20 protein-coding genes are annotated in these 21,830 nt (G+C 53.7%); 11 read left to right on the top strand and 9 right to left on the bottom strand.

Annotated elements, in window-relative coordinates; translation table 11 throughout:
- Positions 1-172: 172 nt before the first annotated feature.
- From uvrB to rlmD, 6 genes are all read left to right on the top strand, one after another.
- On the top strand, positions 173-2,185 hold the full coding sequence (uvrB, locus tag ETHHA_RS07685; protein ID WP_013485416.1) for an excinuclease ABC subunit UvrB: 2,013 nt from the start codon (positions 173-175) through the stop codon (positions 2,183-2,185).
- Positions 2,186-2,239: 54 nt separating this feature from the next.
- Positions 2,240-3,034 (top strand): hypothetical protein, encoded by a 795-nt coding sequence (locus ETHHA_RS07680; protein ID WP_013485415.1) that lies wholly within the window; start codon positions 2,240-2,242, stop codon positions 3,032-3,034.
- Positions 3,035-3,086: 52 nt separating this feature from the next.
- The gene (gene uvrA / locus ETHHA_RS07675; protein ID WP_013485414.1) at positions 3,087-5,957 is read left to right on the top strand and encodes an excinuclease ABC subunit UvrA; all 2,871 of its coding nucleotides are present in this window, start codon (positions 3,087-3,089) and stop codon (positions 5,955-5,957) included.
- Between the two features lie 92 nt (positions 5,958-6,049).
- Positions 6,050-6,925 carry a putative RNA methyltransferase gene (locus ETHHA_RS07670; protein WP_013485413.1) on the top strand — a complete coding sequence of 292 codons (876 nt, stop codon included), beginning with the start codon at positions 6,050-6,052 and terminating at the stop codon, positions 6,923-6,925.
- Between the two features lie 228 nt (positions 6,926-7,153).
- Positions 7,154-8,215, top strand: a complete 1,062-nt coding sequence (locus ETHHA_RS07660) for a D-alanyl-D-alanine carboxypeptidase family protein (protein ID WP_049776582.1) — start codon at positions 7,154-7,156, stop codon at positions 8,213-8,215.
- 86 nt (positions 8,216-8,301) lie between these two features.
- A complete protein-coding gene (gene rlmD / locus ETHHA_RS07655; RefSeq protein ID WP_013485411.1) occupies positions 8,302-9,663 on the top strand; it encodes a 23S rRNA (uracil(1939)-C(5))-methyltransferase RlmD in 1,362 nt (453 codons plus the stop codon).
- A 64-nt stretch (positions 9,664-9,727) separates the two neighbouring features.
- Here rlmD and ETHHA_RS07650 read toward each other — a convergent pair whose 3' ends face one another.
- The 3 genes from ETHHA_RS07650 to ETHHA_RS07640 form a co-directional block, all read right to left on the bottom strand.
- Positions 9,728-10,195 carry a GNAT family N-acetyltransferase gene (locus tag ETHHA_RS07650; RefSeq protein ID WP_013485410.1) on the bottom strand — a complete coding sequence of 156 codons (468 nt, stop codon included), beginning with the start codon at positions 10,193-10,195 and terminating at the stop codon, positions 9,728-9,730.
- A 162-nt stretch (positions 10,196-10,357) separates the two neighbouring features.
- Positions 10,358-10,633 carry a hypothetical protein gene (locus ETHHA_RS07645; protein ID WP_013485409.1) on the bottom strand — a complete coding sequence of 92 codons (276 nt, stop codon included), beginning with the start codon at positions 10,631-10,633 and terminating at the stop codon, positions 10,358-10,360.
- 40 nt (positions 10,634-10,673) lie between these two features.
- Positions 10,674-11,012: a YbjQ family protein gene (locus tag ETHHA_RS07640; RefSeq protein WP_013485408.1), complete on the bottom strand. Its 339-nt coding sequence runs from the start codon at positions 11,010-11,012 to the stop codon at positions 10,674-10,676.
- Between the two features lie 188 nt (positions 11,013-11,200).
- Between ETHHA_RS07640 and ETHHA_RS07635 the strand changes: the two genes are divergently transcribed.
- The 3 genes from ETHHA_RS07635 (at position 11,201) to ETHHA_RS07625 (ending at position 15,656) form a co-directional block, all read left to right on the top strand.
- Positions 11,201-13,429: a penicillin-binding transpeptidase domain-containing protein gene (locus ETHHA_RS07635; protein ID WP_013485407.1), complete on the top strand. Its 2,229-nt coding sequence runs from the start codon at positions 11,201-11,203 to the stop codon at positions 13,427-13,429.
- An 882-nt stretch (positions 13,430-14,311) separates the two neighbouring features.
- The gene (locus ETHHA_RS07630) at positions 14,312-14,881 is read left to right on the top strand and encodes a TetR/AcrR family transcriptional regulator (protein ID WP_041687369.1); all 570 of its coding nucleotides are present in this window, start codon (positions 14,312-14,314) and stop codon (positions 14,879-14,881) included.
- A gap of 1 nt (position 14,882) precedes the next feature.
- A complete protein-coding gene (locus ETHHA_RS07625; RefSeq protein ID WP_013485403.1) occupies positions 14,883-15,656 on the top strand; it encodes a sulfite exporter TauE/SafE family protein in 774 nt (257 codons plus the stop codon).
- A 293-nt stretch (positions 15,657-15,949) separates the two neighbouring features.
- On the opposite strand, the gene ETHHA_RS07620 is transcribed toward ETHHA_RS07625, so the two are convergent.
- Positions 15,950-16,345 carry a MerR family transcriptional regulator gene (locus ETHHA_RS07620; protein WP_013485402.1) on the bottom strand — a complete coding sequence of 132 codons (396 nt, stop codon included), beginning with the start codon at positions 16,343-16,345 and terminating at the stop codon, positions 15,950-15,952.
- An 85-nt stretch (positions 16,346-16,430) separates the two neighbouring features.
- Here ETHHA_RS07620 and ETHHA_RS07615 point away from each other — a divergent pair, with 85 nt between their 5' ends.
- Positions 16,431-16,829, top strand: coding sequence for a carboxymuconolactone decarboxylase family protein (locus ETHHA_RS07615; protein ID WP_013485401.1), 399 nt, complete (start codon positions 16,431-16,433; stop codon positions 16,827-16,829).
- A 119-nt stretch (positions 16,830-16,948) separates the two neighbouring features.
- Here the strand turns inward: ETHHA_RS07615 and ETHHA_RS16245 are convergent, their stop codons facing one another.
- The 4 genes from ETHHA_RS16245 to ETHHA_RS07600 all read right to left on the bottom strand — a co-directional run bounded on the left by ETHHA_RS16245 (position 16,949) and on the right by ETHHA_RS07600 (position 19,734).
- Positions 16,949-17,473, bottom strand: a complete 525-nt coding sequence (locus ETHHA_RS16245) for an MFS transporter (RefSeq protein WP_341349183.1) — start codon at positions 17,471-17,473, stop codon at positions 16,949-16,951.
- A 24-nt stretch (positions 17,474-17,497) separates the two neighbouring features.
- Positions 17,498-18,154 (bottom strand): MFS transporter, encoded by a 657-nt coding sequence (locus ETHHA_RS16240; RefSeq protein ID WP_341349182.1) that lies wholly within the window; start codon positions 18,152-18,154, stop codon positions 17,498-17,500.
- Between the two features lie 71 nt (positions 18,155-18,225).
- The gene (locus tag ETHHA_RS07605; RefSeq protein WP_013485400.1) at positions 18,226-18,618 is read right to left on the bottom strand and encodes a MerR family transcriptional regulator; all 393 of its coding nucleotides are present in this window, start codon (positions 18,616-18,618) and stop codon (positions 18,226-18,228) included.
- Between the two features lie 216 nt (positions 18,619-18,834).
- A complete protein-coding gene (locus ETHHA_RS07600; RefSeq protein WP_013485399.1) occupies positions 18,835-19,734 on the bottom strand; it encodes a LysR family transcriptional regulator in 900 nt (299 codons plus the stop codon).
- Between the two features lie 125 nt (positions 19,735-19,859).
- Here ETHHA_RS07600 and ETHHA_RS07595 point away from each other — a divergent pair, with 125 nt between their 5' ends.
- A complete protein-coding gene (locus tag ETHHA_RS07595; RefSeq protein WP_013485398.1) occupies positions 19,860-20,795 on the top strand; it encodes an O-acetylserine/cysteine exporter in 936 nt (311 codons plus the stop codon).
- A gap of 34 nt (positions 20,796-20,829) precedes the next feature.
- Here ETHHA_RS07595 and ETHHA_RS07590 read toward each other — a convergent pair whose 3' ends face one another.
- Complete coding sequence (locus tag ETHHA_RS07590) at positions 20,830-21,699, bottom strand: AraC family transcriptional regulator (RefSeq protein ID WP_242822055.1); 870 nt, start codon at positions 21,697-21,699, stop codon at positions 20,830-20,832.
- Between the last annotated feature and the right edge of the window lie 131 nt (positions 21,700-21,830).

Below are 21,830 nucleotides of genomic sequence, written 5' to 3'. Positions count from 1 at the left end.
CAATGGTTCTGTAAGCGGTGTGTCCTTTTCCTGCGGAATGCCCGCGTTTTCGCCTGCTTTTTGTGGTATACTGTTTCAGTAGGGATGTTTCGTCCCACTTGATGCGGCCGTTGCCGCGCGATGACGCGCGCCGCGGTTCCCGCACGTGTTTCCGTGCCCGGAGGGCTTTTCCATGGATACCTTTCATCTTGTTTCCCCTTATCAGCCGACGGGCGACCAGCCCGCGGCCATCAAGCAGTTGGCCGACGGCGTGCTGCGCGGCGACCGCGCGCAGACGCTGCTCGGCGTCACCGGTTCGGGTAAGACGTTCACGATGGCGAACATCATTGCCAAAGTGAACCGCCCCACGCTGGTGCTGGCCCATAACAAGACGCTGGCCGCCCAGCTCTGCAGTGAGTTCAAGGAGTTTTTCCCGGACAACGCCGTGGAATATTTCGTGAGCTATTACGACTATTATCAGCCGGAGGCCTACGTGCCCTCGACCGATACCTATATCGAAAAGGACAGCGCCATCAATGACGAGATCGACAAGCTCCGCCACTCCGCCACGTCGGCGCTGTCCGAGCGGCGGGATGTCGTCATCGTCGCGTCCGTGTCCTGCATCTACAACCTAGGCGACCCGATCGACTACCGCAACATGGTTATCTCTTTGCGCCCGGGCATGCAGCGCGACCGCGACGAGGTGCTCAAAAAGCTGGTTTCCCTCCAGTATGAGCGCAATGACGTCAACTTTGTGCGCAATAAGTTCCGCGTGCGGGGCGACGTGGTGGAGGTCTTTCCCGCCTACTCGGGTGAGAACGCCGTCCGCATCGAGTTTTTCGGCGATGAGGTGGAGCGCATCACCGAGATCAGCACCGTTACCGGCGAGGTCAAAGGCATGCTGGGGCATGTCGCCATTTATCCGGCTTCGCACTACATCGTGCCGGAGGAAAAGATGCTGCCCGCGCTGGACGATCTTGAGCAGGAAATGGTGGAGCGTGTCAAATGGTTCCGCGCGCACGATAAACTTCTGGAAGCCCAGCGCATCGAGCAGCGCACCAAATACGACATCGAGATGCTGCGGGAGATCGGCTTCTGCAGCGGCATCGAGAACTATTCGCGCGTGCTGCTGCGCCGTCCGCCGGGAGCCACGCCGTTCACGCTGCTCGACTATTTTCCCGACGATTATCTGCTGTTTGTGGACGAGTCGCATGTCACGCTGCCGCAGGTGCGCGGCATGTCGGCCGGCGACCGCGCCCGCAAGCAGACGCTGGTGGACTACGGTTTCCGTTTGCCCTCTGCGCTGGATAACCGCCCGCTCAATTTTGAGGAGTTCTTAAGGCATGTCAACCAGGCGGTGTTTGTCAGTGCCACGCCGGGCGATTTTGAGCGAGAGGAAAGCGCACAGATCGTCGAGCAGGTCATCCGCCCCACCGGGCTGGTCGATCCCGAGGTGCAGGTGCGCCCCACCGACGGGCAGATCGACGACCTGCTTTCCGAGATCAACCTGCGGGTGGAGCGGCATGAGCGCGTACTGGTGACCACCCTGACCAAGAAGATGGCCGAGGACCTCACACGCTATTTCGACGGTATGGGCGTGAAGGTGCGGTACATGCACCACGACATCGAGGCTATCGAGCGGATGCAGATCATCCGTGACCTGCGGCTGGGCGGGTTCGACGTGCTGGTGGGTATTAACCTGCTGCGCGAGGGGCTGGATATCCCGGAAGTGTCGCTGGTGGCCATCCTCGACGCCGACAAGGAAGGCTTCCTGCGCAGCGAGACCTCTCTGGTGCAGACCATCGGGCGGGCGGCGCGCAACGCGAACGGTTTGGTCATCCTGTATGCCGACACCGTCACGCCCTCCATGGAGCGCGCCATCAGCGAGACCGAGCGCCGCCGCGCCATTCAGACGCAGTATAACGAAGCGCACGGCATCACGCCCAAGACCATCGTCAAAGACGTGCGCGACATCATTGAGATTTCGTCCAAGGACGACACGCAGGACCGCAAATCCTTTAAGAAGCTGCCTAAACCCGAGCGGGACAAAATCATCCGCAAGCTGAGCGTTGAAATGAAAGAGGCCGCCCGCATGTTGGAGTTCGAGCAGGCCGCGTTTCTCCGCGATAAGATCAAGGAACTGCGCGGCGAGGGCACCGGCGTGGAGGAGAAACCGAAGAAGCCCGCCAGGCCGCGGAGGCGCTAGGGCCGCATGACCTGAACGGCTGACTATCTACCGACCGCATGGGAGTGACCGATTGTGAAAACGATTCGCTGTGCCGCGGCTGCCGCCGCCTGCCTGTTCCTGTTCACCGGCTGTATGTTTCACGACGATACGTTGAGTCCGCAGAACGCGCGTACTAAAACCTGCACGGCACAGGAAGCGATACCGTCCGGCGCGGTCTCGCTGAATACGGACATTTCCGTCGGCGACGTGACGGTGTCGTATGGAGATGGGCAGGATGTGTCCGTGCAGGCGTCCGTCAAGGCCAACCACGGCAAGACGGCGTCCGGCGCGGAGGAACTGCTCGGCCTGACGGAGGTCGCGCTCACACAGGACGGCAAAATTCTCCGTGTGGCCGTGCGCAGCAGCAAGACCCGTACGGATATGTGGCAGTGGATTAAGCAAAACCGCCCGGATACGGATTATTCGGCGGATCTCGACATCACCGTGCCGCAAAGCATGGATTCGTTCGTCCTATACACAAAGGTGGGCGACATCCGCCTGAACGCGCCGCATGGGGTGGTGACCGCGCAGGCGGACGTGGGCGATGTGGATGCGGAAAATCCCACGTTTTCCGGTGAAAGCCTGCTGAAGGCGGATGTGGGCAACGTCACCTGTGCGTTCACCGGTGCACAGCCGGGCACGGGCAATCTGAGCATCTATGCCGGTACGGGGGATATCCATTTGCAGGCTGCGGACGGTCTGGTGCAGTCGAGCACCACGCATAAACAGGTGACCGGCGGCGCGGAGACTACCGTGTTTCACTCGGGCCTCACCGTTTCGTCCGATACCAAAGTGGGGAGTATCACCGGTGCCGTTGTCGTTTCCTGAAAACCGCGCCGCAGGGTGCTTATTTCCGTAATACATCGGAGGGGGAAAACCAATGCCGAAAAACACCATTTTCATCAAGGGCGCGCGCGCGCACAACCTGAAAAACGTCGATCTGGAACTGCCGCGCGACAAGCTCATCGTCTTCACAGGGCTTTCCGGCAGCGGCAAATCCTCGCTGGCGTTCGATACGATCTATGCCGAGGGGCAAAGACGGTATGTGGAATCGCTGTCCTCCTATGCCCGCCAGTTCTTAGGGCAGATGGACAAGCCGGATGTGGACTATATCGACGGCCTTTCGCCCGCCATTTCCATCGACCAGAAGACCACCTCCAATAACCCGCGTTCCACCGTGGGCACCGTAACCGAGATCTACGACTATCTGCGCCTGCTTTATGCGCGCATAGGAATCCCGCATTGCCCGGTCTGCGGGCGGGAGATCAGGCAGCAGACCATCGACCAGATCGTCGATCAGGTGCTGGCGCTGCCCGAGGGAACCAAACTTCAGATCCTGGCGCCGGTGGTGCGTGCGCGCAAGGGTGAGCACCAGAAGGAATTTGAGGCCGCACGGCGCGGCGGTTTTGCCCGCGTGCGGGTGGACGGCAATCTCTATGATCTGACCGAGGAAATTAAGCCCACCAAGAACCAGAAGCACAACATCGAGATCGTGGTGGACCGTCTGGTGGTCAAGCCGGAAGTGCGCGGCCGTCTGGCTGATTCGCTCGAGACCGCCACCGCGCTTTCGGGCGGGCTGGCCATCGCCGATGTGGTGGGCGGTGAGGAAATCCTCTTTTCGCAGAACTACGCCTGCCCGGAGCACGGCGTGAGCATGGAGGAGCTTTCGCCCCGCATGTTCTCGTTCAACAACCCCTATGGCGCGTGCGAGACCTGCGGCGGTCTGGGTTTCCGCATGCGCATCGACCCCGAACGCATCATCCCGGACAAGACCCGCAGCATCGAGGGCGGCGCGGTGCAGGCCAGCGGCTGGAATGCGTTGGACGGCGGTTCCATCTCGCATATGTATTACACCGGGCTGGCGGAGCATTACGGTTTTTCGCTCTCTGTCCCGGTGAAAGACCTGCCGAAAAAGGCGTTGGACGTCATTCTTTTTGGCACCGGCGATGAGAAAATCACCCTCCGGCGGGAGGGCGCGTTCGGCTCCGGTACCTTCCACGCGCCGTTTGAGGGCGTGGTAAACAATCTGGAGCGGCGGTATAAAGAAACGCAGAGCGACTGGATGCGCGCCGAGATCGAAAGCTGTATGAGCAAGGAGCCCTGTCCCACCTGCCACGGCGCGCGTCTGAAAAAAGAGGTGCTGGCTGTCACGGTGGGCGGGCTGAATATCGACGCGTTCTGCCGCCTGTCCATCACCAAGGCGCTGGCATTTCTCGATGGATTGGAACTCACGCCCAGAGAACAGCTCATCGCCGGGCGCATTCTCAAGGAAGTGCGCGAGCGGCTGGGTTTTTTGAAAAACGTCGGGCTGGAATATCTCACGCTTTCGCGCGCGGCGGCCACTCTTTCGGGTGGCGAGAGCCAGCGCATCCGCCTGGCCACGCAGATCGGCTCGTCGCTGGTGGGGGTGCTTTACATTCTGGACGAGCCGAGCATCGGTCTGCACCAGCGGGATAACGACCGGCTGCTGGCCACCTTGCGCCACCTGCGTGACATCGGTAATACCCTCATCGTGGTCGAACATGACGAGGATACGATGTACGCCGCCGACTGGATCGTGGACGTGGGTCCCGGTGCGGGCGTGCACGGCGGCCAAATCATCTGCGCGGGCACGGTGGAGGATATCAAAGCATGTCCGGAGTCCGTCACCGGGCAGTACCTTTCGGGTGTGAAACGGATCGAGGTGCCGGAGAGCCGCCGCAAAGGCAACGGGCACAAGCTGGTGGTGAAGGGCGCGCGGGAAAACAATCTCAAGGGTATCACCGTGAAAGTGCCGCTGGGCACGTTCACCTGCGTGACCGGCGTGTCCGGTTCGGGCAAAAGCTCGCTGGTCAACGAGATCATCCACAAGCGGCTGGCGGCCGAGCTGAACGGTGCCAGGACGCACCCCGGCGCACATAGTGAGATGACCGGTATCGAATACCTCGACAAGGTCATCGACATCGACCAGTCGCCCATCGGGCGCACGCCGCGCTCCAATCCCGCCACCTACACCGGTGTGTTCACCGACATCCGTTCGCTCTTTGCCGCCACGCAGGATGCCAAGATGCGCGGCTATACGGCCAGCCGGTTCTCCTTCAATGTCAAGGGCGGGCGGTGCGAGGCTTGCCAGGGCGACGGCATCATCAAGATTGAGATGCACTTCCTGCCGGACGTGTACGTGCCCTGCGACGTGTGCAAGGGCCACCGCTATAACCGCGAAACGCTGGAAGTGAAATACAAGGGCAAGAGCATCTATGATGTGCTGGAAATGACGGTGGAAGAGGGGCTCTCCTTTTTTGAAAACGTGCCGCGCGTGCAGCGCAAGCTCCAAACACTGTTTGACGTGGGCCTGGGATATGTCAAGATCGGGCAGCCGGCCACCACGCTCTCGGGTGGCGAGGCGCAGCGCGTCAAGCTGGCGACCGAACTGGCGCGCCGCTCCACCGGCAAGACCATCTATATTCTCGACGAGCCTACCACCGGCCTGCATGTTGCCGACGTGCACCGCCTGATCGATGTGCTTCAGACGCTGGTGGACGGCGGCAACACCGTATTGGTCATCGAACACAACCTCGATGTCATCAAAACGGCGGACCACCTCATCGACCTCGGCCCCGAGGGCGGGGACGGCGGCGGCACGCTGGTCGTCGCCGGCACGCCGGAGGAAGTGGCCGCTTGTGAGGCATCTTATACCGGGCAATATCTGAAAAAGTATTTGCCGCAGCCCGTATCGGCCTCCGCGCATGCGCCGAATCGGGCGGATGCGTGAGCCCGGCATAATCGGGCGGCGGCGTGCATATGCATCAATGAGAAGCCCGCGCGGACGGCAAAACCACCCGCGCGGCAGACAAAGGAACCGATATGTTTGAATGTTTTTGCTGCCCTGTCTGCGGACAGGCGCTGATCCGGGAAAGCCAGACCCTGCGCTGCTCCGCAGGGCACAGTTTTGATATCGCGTCGGGCGGATATGTCAACCTGTGGGTGACCAACCGCACCCACGCGGGCGACAGCAAGGGAATGGTGACCGCCAGGCGCCGTTTTCTGGACAGCGGGGCCTATGGCTTTCTTTTGAACCGGCTTTGCTCCGAAACGGCCGCGTTTCTGCGCGGGCGGGGAGAGAAGGACCCGCTTATCGTGGATGCGGGCTGCGGCGAGGGTTATTACACCGCCGGCATCGCCGCATATCTGCGTCGGCAGAATATTCCGGCCACGGTGGCGGGGGTGGATATCTCCAAAGCGGCCGTGCGCGCGGGTGCAAAGCGCGGGGAAGAGGTATCACTTGCAGTGGCCAGCCTGTTCAAGCTGCCGCTGTGCCCCGCAAGTGTGGACATCGTGCTCAGCGTATTCGCGCCGGTCTGCGGCGCGGAGTGCGCGCGGGTGCTCAAACCGGGAGGGTTGCTTTTCATCGTTTCGCCCGGTTCCAGGCACCTGTTCGGGCTTAAGGAAATCTTATACGACGACCCGTATGAAAACCCGCCCAACACCTATTATCTGCCGGGATTCCGGCAGATGCGGCAGTTTTCTGAAAAGAGGGAGATCCTGGTACGGGGCGGCCAGATGAACGATTTGTTCGCGATGACACCATATTACTGGAAAACACCTGCGGATGCTTCCGCCCGGCTGGCGCATCTGCCCACATTGTCCACACCACTGGATTTTCATGTGGATGTGTACGAGCGGTGCGAAGATGATGCACAGGAGCCGCCGGTTTGTGAACATCAGACGCATAACCAATAAAGCGCGCGCCCGAGGTTGTCGAAAAATACTGGGAAAATGGAAAAATACTTGCACTGTGCCGAAGACTGCGTTACAATAAGTAACAGTGTTGTAACAAAAACGTAATAAAATGCGATGGTATTTCCATTTTCTTTGTAGATTTGACAAACTTTGATTGCGATCTGGACTGGTTTTATGAAAATAGAGAAAATAACCTGTGCGCTTTTGTCTGTGGGGCTTTTAGCGTGCATGGCCCTGCCTGTGCAGGCAAAATCGACGTCAACCAAGCAGCAGAGTGCGTCTGCGGGAGCCGCCGATACGAGTGGCGCTCCGGCTCTGGCGTGCGCGACCGGTTTGGTGGCGGATGCGGATACCGGGCAGATTTATTATCAGAAAGACATGCATAATCGGATGTATCCGGCCAGCATCACCAAGATTCTCACCGCGCTGGTTTCGGTGGAAAACGGCGACCCGTCCGATGTGATTACGGTGCCGCAGGATGTCACACAGGCGCAGGGCTCTAGCGTGGCGAATATTGCGCTGGTTCCGGGGGATACCATCACAATGGAACAGTTGGAATATACCATGTTCCTGGCTTCCGCCAATGATTCCGCCATTGCCATCGCGGATCATATCGGCGGCTCGGTGAGCGGCTTTGTGGATATGATGAACCAGAAGGCAACGGCGCTTGGCGCGAAGGACAGCCATTTTTCTACTCCGAACGGCTTGCCCGACCCCAACAATTACACTTCCGCTTACGACATGGCGCTTATCACGCGGGCGGCCGCACAAAACCCCACGCTGATGCGGTATTTCAGCGCGCGCTCTTTTACGCTGCCGGTTTCCGCACTGCGGAAAGGGGCGCAATCGTTCACCACGCTGCACAAAATGATGAAGAAGACGGCCTATTATGATGCGGATGTGGAGGCCGGCAAGACCGGATGGGAAACGATGTCCGGCAACACACTGGTGACGGTGGCCCAAAAAAACGGGCGTACGCTGATCGCCGTGGTGCTGGACGGCGCGAACTCCGAGGCCATCTATGGGGATACGCGCCACCTGCTGGATTATGCGTTCGCACAGCCGGCCGACCCGACTGCCGACAAGTTGGAAACGCCGCAGGTGAAGGCGGAGGCAACCGCCGCGGTTGCGGCCAATCCGTCCCGCCAGGCGGCCAAGATGCAGTCTTCCTCCGGGGCACGATGGAGTGTTCCTACAGAGATGCTGGCCGTAACCTGTCTGGGCCTCCTGATCTGCACCGTGGTCGCGCTGGTGTGCTGGCGTGTCCGCAGACGTGGATTTCTGGATTGATATGCTTGATGAGCATTGTGAAAAGAGCGCCGCAAACGTTTGTTTTGCGGCGCTCTTAGGTCTGTGAATATGGGCGGGAGAACGGAATGGCACTGAAGAAAAATACGGAATGGACGCTGCCGATCACCGGCGTCACACAGGATGGCCAGGGGGTCGGCCGTGTGGACGATATGGTGGTGTTTACGCCGGGCTGCGCGCGCGGGGATACGGTGCGCGTGCAGATCGTGGCGGTGCGTGCGCGTTATGCCTTCGGTAGGTTGCTTGCGGTGGAGCAACCGTCGCCCGAGCGCATCCCGGTGGACTGCCCGGTGTTTTCGCGCTGCGGCGGATGCGTGTTTCGGCATATTTGTTATGAGGAGGAACTGCGTCTGAAGGAAGAGCGGGTGAGGGACGCCCTGCATCGCATCGCTAAGCTGGAGATTGAGCCGGAACCGATTGTTGGCTGCGAACAGACACTGGCCTACCGCAACAAGGCTCAGTATCCGGTCGGCTGGCGGGACGGCAGGCCGGTGTTCGGGTTTTATGCACCGCGCAGCCACCGCATCGTTTCTGCAGAGGAGTGCCTGCTCCAGCCATCCGTCTTTAAAAACGTGCTGGGCGCGTTCGAGCGCTGGATGCTGGAAAACGATGTATCGACGTATGACGAGCAGACGGGCAAAGGCGTTCTGCGGCATGTGTTCCTGCGGCAGGCCCCATCTACCGGCGAATTGATGATCTGCGCGGTGGTCAACGGCGGCGCGGGCAGGTTACCGAACAGAGAACAACTCATTCGCTATTGTCTGGATGCCGCGCCGCAAACCAAAAGCATCGTGCTCAACCGTAACACGGCGCACACCAATGTAATCCTCGGTGACACCTGTGAAACCCTCTGGGGCGCGGACCGTATCACCGATGTACTCTGTGGGCTGCGTTTTTCTCTGTCCCCGCTTTCGTTCTATCAGGTCAACAGCCGGCAGGCGGAGCGGCTCTATCACGCGGCGGCAGAGTTTGCGGATCTGCGGAAGACCGATGTGTTGCTGGACTTGTACTGCGGTGTGGGTACCATCGGCCTGTCGATGGCCGGAGCGGTCGGGCGGCTGATCGGCGTGGAAGTGGTGCCGGATGCGGTAGCCGACGCCAAACGCAATGCGGCGGGAAACGGCATCGAAAACGCCGACTTTTTCTGCGCGGATGCGGGCGAGGCTACGGTGCGCCTGCAGCAACAGGGCCTGGCGCCCGATGTAGTGGTGGTGGACCCGCCGCGTAAAGGGCTGGACGCGGCGGCCGTCACAGCGGTCGTACAGATGGCACCGTCGCGGGTGGTGTATATCTCCTGCAACCCGGAAACGCTGGCACGTGATCTTACGCTGTTTGCGGAAGAGGGGTATGTTTGCACGCGTCTGCGCCCGTATGATTTGTTTCCGCGGACCGCGCATGTGGAATGTTGCGCGCTTTTGGTGAAGCGCTGAAATTTCTCATCTGTGGGGGCACCCCATCGGGCCGGGTTGGCGCGGTTTTCAGAAGATGCACGCGTTAGCCCGCCATGATCTTACGCATGATGAACAGATCAAAACGCTGGCCGCGTTTTTGCAATGTGTCGGTTTTCATGACATGATACCCGCGCTTTGCGAAAAACGGCCGGGCCAGGCCCGTCAGTTGGGTGAACACCACGCCGATGGCGTTTTGTTCAGCCGCTTTTTCCAGTTCGTCTGCCATGCGCGAGGCAATGCCCCACCGCTGAAAATCCGGATGGACAAACAGGCGGTTGAAATATCCGGTGGAAGCGATGTCTCCAAAACCGGCAAGTCTGCCGTTTTCTTCCGCGACGACGGTGTAGTGCCCTGCAAGGGATTTGTCCCAGGCATGCGTATCCGTATCTGCTTTGGCCCATTGCTCCAACTGTGCAAGCGGATATTGTCCGACATCGACCGTGCGGACAGTCTCAAAAAACAATTGCATGATGGGGATGCAGTCGGCGGGACGATATGCTCGGATTTCCATGGCAGCTCCCTTTCCCGCGCCGGCCGGACGCGTTTTCATCTGACGATGCTGCACGGGAAACGGACGGCGCGCCGCCGTTTGTCCCATGAAACATTCTATTTTTAAATTATATCCGATTGTATCAAAATATTGCGCGGGAGTCTATATATATCTGCATGTATTTTACAATATGCGACAGGGTACATTTTTCCACGGTGGTTTGACAAAGTGGCGTGTGCGTAACGAGGTGGCCGTTGGTTTACTCAGCAGCGCCGCCGATAAACGGATAAAAAAATCGGCGGGATGCTCATCCCACCGATTTTTCTTGCGGTCATAACGTTTCTTGCTCTCCACTGTGCGGGTGACCGGGCTTTGCGGCCCCCATGTCCCGCGCCGGGAACGGTCGAGCGCACGTTTGGCTTTTTTACTCATTTTTTCTCTGGGAATGAATTTTTCCATGTTCGTTTGCCGCCTCCTGCGCGGCATGGGGCTGAGAAACTCACGCTTCGTTTTTTTCAATCTGCACGGCGGTGCCGTAACAGATTACTTCCGTGATACCAGGCGCCACATCGTTGGCGTCATACCGGACGCCGATAAGGGCGTTGGCGGGCGTTTGGGACGCGTGCTCCAGCATACGCACGAACGCTTCTTCGCGCGCCTGTTCGCACAGGTTGGTGTAGATGGTGATATTGCCCCCCACAAGGCTCTGAAAACTGGCACCGATATTGCCCACAAAGCTGCGGGAGCGCACGGTGATACCGCGCACCACGCCGTGGTAGGCTTTGATGGAGTAGCCGGCAAAATCGAACGAGGTGGTGACGAAAGACCGGTCTATCATATGTTTTCCTTCCTGTCGCGGCGTAAACGGCCATATTCATCATACACGGTTTTCTCCCGATGTCAAGAGCGGAGCGGAAAATCTCGGGAAGGGCGCGCTGGTGCCCGAATCAAAAATGTGGTAAGATGGTAAGGAAGTTTTTTCGCACACAGTGCGGCCGATGCGAACAGATGAGGTTTGTTACATATATGAAGACACGAACAAAGAAGAAAAGAAAAAACCAGAAAAACGTCATGATCGTGAAGATCGTCATCGCCTTTGTGCTCGTGTTTGTGGTGAGTTTCGTCGTCCTGTTCGGCAGGCTGGTCGATTTGCAGGTGGTGAACGCGGATTTTTATGCGGCGCGCGCGGTACAGCAGCAGTTCAGCGAACAGACCATCCCGGCGCAGCGGGGCGCGATCTATGACCGGAACATGACACCGCTAGCGGAGAGCGCGGCGGCATGGGATGTGGCGGTGTCGCCCTATTATATCAAAAACGAGGCGGAGCGGGGTGCCATTGCCGACAATCTTGCGTCCATTCTGGGCATAGACCGCAGTACGATTTACGAACAGATTAACAATAAATCCAAGTATGTCATGATTGCAAAAAAAGTGACCAAGCCCCAGGCGGATGCCATCACGCAGTTCATGACAAAGAAGAATATCGGCTGCATCGGCCTGACACAGGACAGCAAGCGCTATTATCCATTTGGAAACTTTGCCTCCCAACTCATTGGCTTTACCGGGTCGGACGGACAGGGTCTTGCCGGTGTGGAAGCACAGTATGACAGCGTGCTAAAGGGCATCCCGGGAAAAGACATCGCGGAGCGGACCGCAACGGGGGAGGACATGCCTTACAACACCGGTGAATATGTGGCGCCGCAGAACGGTAATAATCTGGTGCTCACCATTGACGAAACGGTGCAGCAGGCACTTGAAAGCAACCTGCAGAAGGCCCTGGCCGACAACAATGTGACCAACCGGGTGACAGGGATCGTCATGAACGTGAAAAACGGCGAGATCTTGGGTATGGCCACTGCGCCGGGATATGACCCAAACAACCCCTATACCATTACCGACACGAACGTGCAGAAGCAACTGGCCGGCCTGAGCGGGGACGCGCTGAAAACGGCAACCTCGCAAGCGCTGCAGACCCAGTGGCGCAACAAGGCCATCAGCGAACCGTATGAGCCCGGTTCCACCTTCAAGATCATCACGGCGTCCGGCGCGCTGGAGGAAGGCCTGGTGCGTGAAAACGATCTGTTTAATGACCCCGGTTCCGTCACGGTGTCCGGTACGACCTTCCATGACTGGAACAACGGCTATGGGCAGGTCACATTCCTCAAAGGGTTCGAAGAGTCGGTCAATGTGGTATTCATCGAAGTGGGGCAGCGGCTTGGCATCACCAAATTCTATCAATATGTATCCAATTTCGGTTTGACGGATAAGACCGGCATTGATCTGCCCGGAGAGGCGGACAGCATCACCATTCCCGAAAACAAGTACGGGCCGGTGGAGCTGGCGTCTTCTGCATTTGGGCAGAGCAATAAATTCACTGCCGTCCAACTGCTCACGGCGGTGGCCGCGGCGGCCAACGGTGGCTATCTGGTGCAGCCGCATGTGGTGCGCGAGATCACCGATGCCGACGGAAACGTGGTCAAAACTGCCGGCACCAGCATCAAGCGGCAGGTTATTTCCGCGGAAACATCCAAAGAGATGAACCGGATTCTGGAGCTTGAAGTGAGCGAGGGCAGTGGGAAGAACGCGTATGTTGCGGGCTACCGCATCGGTGGCAAAACCGGCACGGCACAGAAGCTCGACAGTAAGGACCCCACCGCGCGTGTGGCGGAATTTGCCGGCGTGGCCCCTTCCGACGACCCGCAGTATGCCGTTCTGTTCATGATGGACGAGCCACACAACCCCGTCAGCAATTACGGCGGCGTCATCGCATCGCCGGTGGTGGGTAACATTTTTTCGGAGATTCTGCCATATCTCGGAGTGGAGCCGCAGTATACGCCGGATGAGCTCGCCAAGATGGCAATCAAGGCGCCCAATCTCATCGGGCGGACGGCGGCAGACGCCACCAGCCTGCTGAAATCGCAGGGCCTGAGCGTGAATGTTCAGGGCGGCGGCGGCACGGTCACATCCCAGTCGCCCGCGCCCGGCGAGGCAATCCCTCGCAATGGCACAATGGTGCTTTATACCGACGGCGCGGCCGTGCAGCAGACGGCGACGGTGCCCTCACTTTCGGGAATGACGCCCGCACAGGTGAGCCAGGCGCTCACCGCCGCAGGGCTTAACGCCAATCTGACGGGCGCCAGCCTGTCCGACACAGGAGAGGCGGCCTATGAGCAGGACAAACCCGCCGGTTCCAAAGTGGCGCCCGGTACGGTGGTGACGGTGAAATTCCGCAACAACAACATCACGGTGCAGTAAAAAATATTGCGGGTGAGGCCGGTATCTCCTTTCATAAACAATGAAATAAAACGTTGATGGAAATCGTTCGTTTATCCGAACGGCTTTTCTGTAGATGGCGGACGTCGATATGCTTGCTTTTCCGGCTGAGCGGTTGATTGTTGATCGTATGGGAGATGAAGTGCTTGCTTGAAAATGGATTGGAAAACTGTACTTGCCCAAAATCAAAATGTCATTTACATGGTAAATGTGCGGAATGTATCGAGAGACATAAAATCAGAAACGAACTTCCAAGGTGCAAACGAATGAAAAAGAGTATTTTTCAAAAATTATTTAAATAATGGATTACTTGAACAGACTTAGGCAAATCAAGTCAATTTTATATTATGTATCACTAAGGAAGTTACAAAAAATCATCAATGCCGCCATCATATCTAAACCAGGCAGAGTGTCCATGCCGACCCAAACATCCGGGCTGTTCTGTTTGGAATCATAATGGGCAGCGAAGCGGTTGATTCCCAGCATAAAAACGGATGCCCAAAACGGCATCCGTTTTTGTTAGCTCTATCTGTCAGCAGTTTATCTGATTTGTGGGTTTAATAGTTGAATTGTTGCTCCCTTGAGGTTGACGATGCCCATGCCGCGAGGCCTAGCGCCAGCGCGATAACCAGAACGTTCAATGTACGATGGCCGAAATAATCCATAAATACCTCCTGTGTAGGGGGTTGAAATTGTGACGCTTTTTATGTGAAAGGGCAGATATGGCCCCGGATAACAGAAAAGCCTGCCTTATTGGGCAGGCCAAATTTTATGGAGTGTATGGAGTGGAGGAAATACGTTGACAAACTAATTAAATTAGTTTATAATGGATACAATGTAGTGTGGATAAGGACGGGGATGGACATGAGAAAAGGTCTGGCAATGCAGGAAATCTTAGATGCAGCCGCAGAGCTTGCGGAGGAAAAAGGCTTGGAAAACGTCTCCTTGCTGCAAATAGCCGAAAAGTTGGGAATTAAATCCCCTTCGCTCTATAACCATTTGAGTGGCTTGAAAGAGCTTTCCACGGCCATGGCGAAAATGGCTCTCGACAGGCTGGAGTGTGCGATTCGAAATGCCGCTGTCGGGCGTTCAAAAGAAACTGCGTTGATGGCAATGGCTTTTGCATACCGCCGATTTGCCATGGAAAATCCGGAACTGTACAAGACGATCCTGCGATTTCCAACTTACCAAGATAGTGAGATTCAGGAAGCCGGCCATGCCGTTGTCCGCGTCCTTTATCAAGTGATGGAACCTTACCATTACGACAAAGAGAGAACGCTCTATTTTGTCCGGGGCTTTCGCAGTGCCCTTCATGGGTTTGTATCACTGGAAGGGGCGGGATTTTTTCAAAACACTGAGGCCGATGTGGATCGAAGTTTTGAGCGCCTTGTAGCAGCGATGCTTTCAACATTAAACATCAGAGAGGAAGATTAGCGTGATACATTATATTGCCTTGCCGTTTGTGGGATTTTTGGTCGGTCTGCTGATTGTTTCGCTTGGGGGCGGCGGTGGGTCAATTTACGTTGGGATTTTGACCGTTTTCTTTCACATTCCGCCAGCCATTGCGGCATCCACCTCGCTCGCAACGACGATTCCCACGACGGCGGTTGGAACATTCAGCCATTGGAAGGCCGGAAATGTCCGTTTTCGTTTTGGTCTTACCATGCTGGCCGGCGGTGTGATCGGCGCTATTGCAGGTTCCCTTTGTTCCAGTCTGCTGCCGCAAAATCTGTATAATAGACTGACAGGTATTATTTTGGTACTGTTAGCCGTACAGATGCTGATTGCCTTTCTACGGAAAAGGCATAAAAAAGCCGAGGTTGAAAAGGAGCGGCAAAGAAATACCTCTAATATGGTTAAGGCGATAGGATTCGGCCTGCTCGGCGGCGTTATGTCCGGGATGGTCGGCTTGAGCGGCGGTGGCCCCATTGTCGCGGGATTGATGCTCCTGGGTTGCCAGGCGCTTGAAACGGTGGGAACTTCGGTGCTGGTTCTGTTGGGGATCGCGGTTACGGGGTTTGCAGCACACCTGAGCATGGGCAATATTGACTGGGGATTGGTAGGACTTTTGGCATCCGGTACGGTGTGCGGAGCGTTCGTAGGCCCACTTTTATTGAAAAGAATTAACAAGAAAAAACTTGAAAAAGTCTTGCAGCCGGTGCTTTTTCTCATGGTCGCAGGTATGGGCGGCATTTTGATTTTCAGATGATATGTAGACGTATTCGCTGGGTTTGGGTTTATCTGGATGTGCGTTTCCTTCAACTTCATAAACATCTGTCGGGGTGTGAAAAAAACGGTGCCACAACCTGTTGGCCGGGGCGGATGGAATCTATGGCTTATCCAATACCCACTGGCACGGCTGCATGGAGCGCCGCAACCAGCTATATGGTCAATCATTCGGATTGATGTATTTACGTTCCGCTACACGATTACAACGGCACATGGCGGGCGGTGCAGTATGCCCGGCAAAGAGGGCTGCACTTTTGCAATGTCGTTGCATAGTCACTTTTTTTCGGTATTATCAGTAGCCGGTGGATACAGTTGTGCGATCTGTTCTTGATACGTTTGGATTTTTGCATCCAAATGAGCCAAATTTGCATCCCACTTTTCTTTTTCAGACAATATATACGCGCGGTGTGCCTGCAGCATCTGCAAGCGTTCCTGCATGGTCGCGTCACCCTGATAGCGTAGATCCGCATACTTTCGGATTTCCCGGATTGGCATTCCCGTTTCTTTCAGGCGCTTGATAAATGCAATCCATCGCGTGTCCGTGTCGGTGTATTTCCGCCTGCCGGATACATCCCGGCTTACTTGAATCAAGCGCTCTTTTTCGTAATATCGCAGGGTATCTATACTGAGCCCGGTAATTTTTGAAAAGGAACCGATTGAATAATCCATATAAAATCCTCCACAGATGCTCTTGACATGGAGGGCACTCCATGTCGTATGCTTTGATTATACTACGATAGAGGAGCGATTTGTAATGGATACGGAACGTTATGAACAGGGAAAACGAAAACTGGCGGAGATCGACGGGAATGGAGGCGAAAACGTCATTGCCTCTCTGCAGGACATCGCGCCGGATTTGGGTCGGTACATTGTTGAATTCGCCTTTGGCGACATTTACCGGCGGGATGGTCTAAACTTACGGGAAAGAGAGATGATCACCATTACCAGTCTGCTTACGGCGGGCGGGTGTGAGGCACAACTGGAAGTGCACATCAACGGGGCACTGAATGTTGGTATTTCCGCGAGCAAAATCGTGGAAACCTTTATCCAGTGTATTCCATACACCGGCTTTCCCAAAGTGCTGAATGCAATCTTTGTAGCGAAAAAAGTCTTTATGGAACGCGGGTTGGCTATTAGCGGCCCGCAGTCATAAATGTGGAACAACTGCTGGATAACTCAAACCTTAATGTGACGTGCCAACAGGCCAAAATGTGAAAACCGCTGCCCCTTACTTACAGGGCAGCGGTTTTATTTTCATCGAATTTTGACGGTTTACGTGTGCGGAATCAAATTCCGCTTGAATCCGGCAAGGTGTATCATGGCTGCGAGAATTTGAAAAACAACGCCAAGAGCGCAAACGCCTGTCCATCCGAACAGTCTCCAAACATATGACCCCAGGAAGGAACCAAACGCACCGCCTATAAAATAGGAAGCCATATAAACGGCATTGTTCCGGCTGCGTGAGGCGGCGTCCAGTGTGTTGATTTTCGCCTGATTGGAGATCTGCGCGGTTTGGACGCCTAAATCCAGCAGGATGATTCCACAAATGAGTCCCCACATCTGGTATCCGAAAATCCAAAAGCAGATAAAGCCCGCCGCAGAAAGACTGATCCCGATGGCCAATGTGAATGAGGGCCCCTTTTTGTCGGCTACCCGCCCGGCTACGGAGGTGGCCAAAGCCCCGACCACACCGAGCAACCCAAACATTCCGGCTGCCTGCGCTCCCAAGTGATATACAGGAGTTTTCAGCAGAAAGGAAAGTGTCGTCCAGAAAGCGCTAAACGTGGTGAACATCATCGCGCCGATAAAGGAAGCGTTTCTCTATATCCGCTGATTTCGCAGTAAACCACCTAAAGAGGCAAGCAATTTGCCATAGCTCATCGCCCCATCGGGAGAGGATTGGGGTAGGCAAAAGAAGAATAGGAGAATCAGGATTCCCATCATCACTGCGGCAAGCTGATAGACTGCCCGCCATCCCCAATGCGTCCCGATGATGCCGCTGAAAGTACGCGACAACAGCATCCCGGTCAGTAGTCCGGTCATGACGGTTCCGATGACGCGGCCTCTGGAGGCGGGTTTTTCCAGATGTGCCGCCAATGTCACCAGCAGCATTTGAGTAATTGAGGTGATGCCGACAAACAAGGAACCAACGGTGAACCACAGGATGTTTGAGGCGAACGAGAGCTCCAGCAATGCCGCCATCGAGCAGGCCAACATGGTGATAATCAGTACGCGATGCTTTACTATATCACCCAATGGGACCAGAAAAATCAAGCCGATGGCATAGCCGATTTGAACGAGCATTGCCGCAATTCCGATAATGGCCGACGAAACATGAAAATAGCGGGAAAGATTGGGCAACAGGGGTTGGCAATAATATAAGTTTGCTACGGAAACCGCGCTGACTATCGACATTAAAAGAATTAGAAACCGGTTCAGCTGCAGCTTTTGTGAACGCTCTCTTTTGACTTGCTCCATAGGGCAGCCCTCCAAATATACTCTTTACGTAAACGTAAATTATTGCGCAAAAAAGATGCGTATGGTACGTATCACTCCTTTTCGGAATGGGACTTAGCGATGATTGCCTCCAGCTTTAAGATGTTCCTTTCGCACTCTCTTTTAAACTCGGTCAGTTCCTCAATTTTTCCCTCGGCGGCTTGGATATGCCCTTTCAGAATTTGAATGACCTGGCGTTTCCCTTCCAGAACCTGGCCGTCGGTAAAATACAGCTCTATAATCTGGCCGATTTCCTCCAGAGAAAGTCCCAAATCTTTCAATGTTTGAATTTTTTTCAGCCGCGCTAAGTCCATGTTGTCAAAAGAGCGGATCTGTCCGTTGGGGCGGTTTTCCCTTTTGCCCAGCAGTCCAAGCCCCTCGTAATATCGAACCGTCCGGGTCGTTAGATTGGTCAACTTCGCGATTTCACTGATTTTATAACTCATGCGGCTCGCCTCATGTACTTGACGTTAACGTAAAACACTCATATCACCTGGTCGTGTTCTTGTCAACCGCCTGAATGGAAGTTATTCTGAAACGAAACCGTTTTGATTAAAATTGGATTACTGTAAAGCATCTGTATTTTGAATAAGCGGCACATTCCAACTGAAGAAGTTGCGCTCGTATAGCAATAAAACTTCATTTTGCGATAACAATGATCGTTATATATCGCTGCTTGCCTTACTGATTTTCCGGGCTTGTTCTAAGAAATTCAATAGGGTTGGAGAAATCCATTTGTCCTTATGATAAGCGATTTGAGTAAAGACGGGGGGCGGTGTTTCACTCCATGGAATTTTAACCAGCATATTGTTGGATATTTCATGCTCAACTGAGATTTGGGGCAGAATCGCAACACCTATTCCGCTCATTACAAGTTGTTTAATGGCATGAATATTATTTATTCCTATTATTGACCGAGGATGAACATCCATTTTCTTTAAAAGTTCTTGAATCAACGCTCGATACGTACAATTTTCCTGCGTAATAATCAAATCCTGATTTTCAAAATCAAGAATGTTGACTGATGGCTTTAATGTAAGCGGGTGTTCAAGCGGAACAACTGCAGCAATTACTTCTTCAGTTAATACCTCTATAATAAGGTCTGCGTAGTGTACCTCACGGGTCAGGAAAAAAGCAACATCAATTTCATTTTGTTGAAGTGCCTCATGTATTTCTTCTACGGATCCAAATTTTAAACTCACATCTGCGTTTGGAAACTTTTGTATAAACTGCTTTAATATAAGCGGTAGCCGGACAACACTGAAAGATTCATTCGCACCTATCGTGATTTTTCCTGTTTCAGTGGTTTTCTCACAAAAGGAAGATAAGGCTTCAGAAGATAACTTTAATATGCTTTCAGCATAATAAAGCAAATGACTGCCTTCTTTGGTAAGAGTGATATGATGCCCAAGCCTCTCAAAGAGTTTTACTTTAAGTTCATCCTCCAATAATTTGACATGCATTGTAACGGTGGGCTGTGCATAACCAAGCAGTTCAGCCGCACAGCTAAAGCTCCCCGCCTTTGCTACTGCCGAAAAAGTTTTCAGTTGCTTGATTTCCATTGATAATCCTCCCGTTTCTTAATATTATAATTCATAATAGATTTTATTTAAACTATCAATTTTACTAATATATCCTGATATGTTATACTCAAAACAGCCAATAAATCCAAAAGGAGCTGATGCAGATGAAGATACGTGATTTAATATTTGCACTGATAGCAGTGATTGTCTGGGGAGTCAATTTTACAGTTATCAAATTGGGAGTTGGTGAGATTCCACCTATGCTATTGGTGTCATTAAGATATATTGCCGCTTCGTTGCCCCTCATAGCATTTGTAAAGCCCCCGAAAATAAGCTGGAAATATGTTCTTGCCTATGGGTTGACGGTGGGTGTCGGACAATTTGCCTGCTTGTTTTACGCTATACATATTGGAATGCCTGCTGGAGTTTCCTCCGTCGTTCTGCAATCACAGGCATTCTTTACCATTCTGCTTGATGCGGTATTTTTCAAAGAATCACTCAAGGCCAGTCAGGTGATAGGGCTTGTTGTTTCAGCAGCGGGGCTTTTCTTTGTCAATGGAAATATTGGTTCCGGCAAAGCTTCTGCAATTCCGACAGGCGCATTTTTCCTGACGTTGCTTGCTGCGGTATTTTGGGGCGTTTCCAATATCATTGCAAGGCATGCCTCTAAACAGGTTGCTTCAAGAGGGGAAACACTCAACATGTTTAGCCTGGTTGTATGGTCAAGTCTTGTTCCCCCAATCCCTATGCTGGCAATCGCGCTGCTTCTGGATAAGCCTTCAACATTGTTACATGCGGTATCCCATTTAAATGCCCTGTCTATTTTCTCAATACTTTACCTTGCATTTTTTGCCACATTGATTGGTTACGGGATTTGGAGTTCGATGATTGCAAAATATCCAGCTGGAAAGGTGGCACCGTTATCGCTCCTTGTTCCTGTAGTCGGTTTAATTACCGCTTTGATTGTTCTCAAGGAGCAGCTTTCCAACATGCAATGGCTGGGAGGTGTGATCATTATCATGGGCCTGCTCATAACAAACTTCGGATATCCGGTAATAAAGCGTATTTTTCAGAGTAAAGATGTTGAAACAAACGCATAAACGTCTATCGGGATGATTATCTGCGACATTATTCTCACAAAAAATATTTTCTGTCATTTTGTAGATAGTTCGCGGGCGATTGTTTCATATATTTCTTGAATACACGCGAAAAATAATTGATGTCGTCGAATCCGACAGACATCGCCGCTTCCGTTACGTTACAAACTCCCTGATTCAGAAGCAGGACCGATTTTTCTATCCGTAGGCGGTTGACATAGTCGGTCAGCGTTCTGCCGGTGCTTTGCCGAAACATGCGGCAGAAATACCCTTCCGACATATGGGCAACCGTAGAAGCTTCGGCAAGGGAAATGTCGCGGGTATAGTTTTTTTCAATATAATCGAATACGTCGGCGAACCGCTTGGTTTTCTTCATAAGCATTTCTGAATATTTCGGTGTGTACGATTTTTCCTTGTGGTTTCGAAACAATTCTCCGAGCAGTTCAAAAACACAGGCTAAAATTTCAAATTCATAGCCGTCCTGCCGTTTTTTGCACTCTTCAATCATTCGTTTGAGCATCGCTGAAATATTCTGGTTTTCGATGTGATTCTGAAGAAAAACCAGTCCATTCTCCAGAGGCTCCAAATATTTTTGGCTGCATGGAGCGATGTGATAAGACGAGAGTAGCCTTAAATCGATCCGGAAGACAAAGTAGCGCAGTTCGGAGGAAGCATTTTCACCATAATGCAATTCGTGTCTGTTGATCAGTAGGACATCCGGTGATTGAATGTTGCAGGCGGTCTGATTATAATACATATTCGCTTTTCCATATGTGAAATAAAAAATCTGCAAATAGTGTTCGTGCAGATGGGCATCAAACAGCGGGCCTGGCCGGGTTTTTAAATGTTCTATAATGGAAACAGGAAATGAAATATCTGTAAGCTTCATAAGCGTATGATCCATCATATTCTCCAAACATGTCAAAATTGTGCTTCCACAGCGGAGTATATTTCATGCGGATGATAATAAATCAGCCTATACTTAGTATATACCGTGACAGAACGGTAATCAATATAATCAAAATTATGCGGAGGTAT

The sequence above is a fragment of the Ethanoligenens harbinense YUAN-3 genome (assembly GCF_000178115.2).
Classification (GTDB): Bacteria; Bacillota; Clostridia; order Oscillospirales; family Ethanoligenentaceae; genus Ethanoligenens; species Ethanoligenens harbinense.
This window is presented reverse-complemented; position numbering and strand designations above follow the sequence as displayed.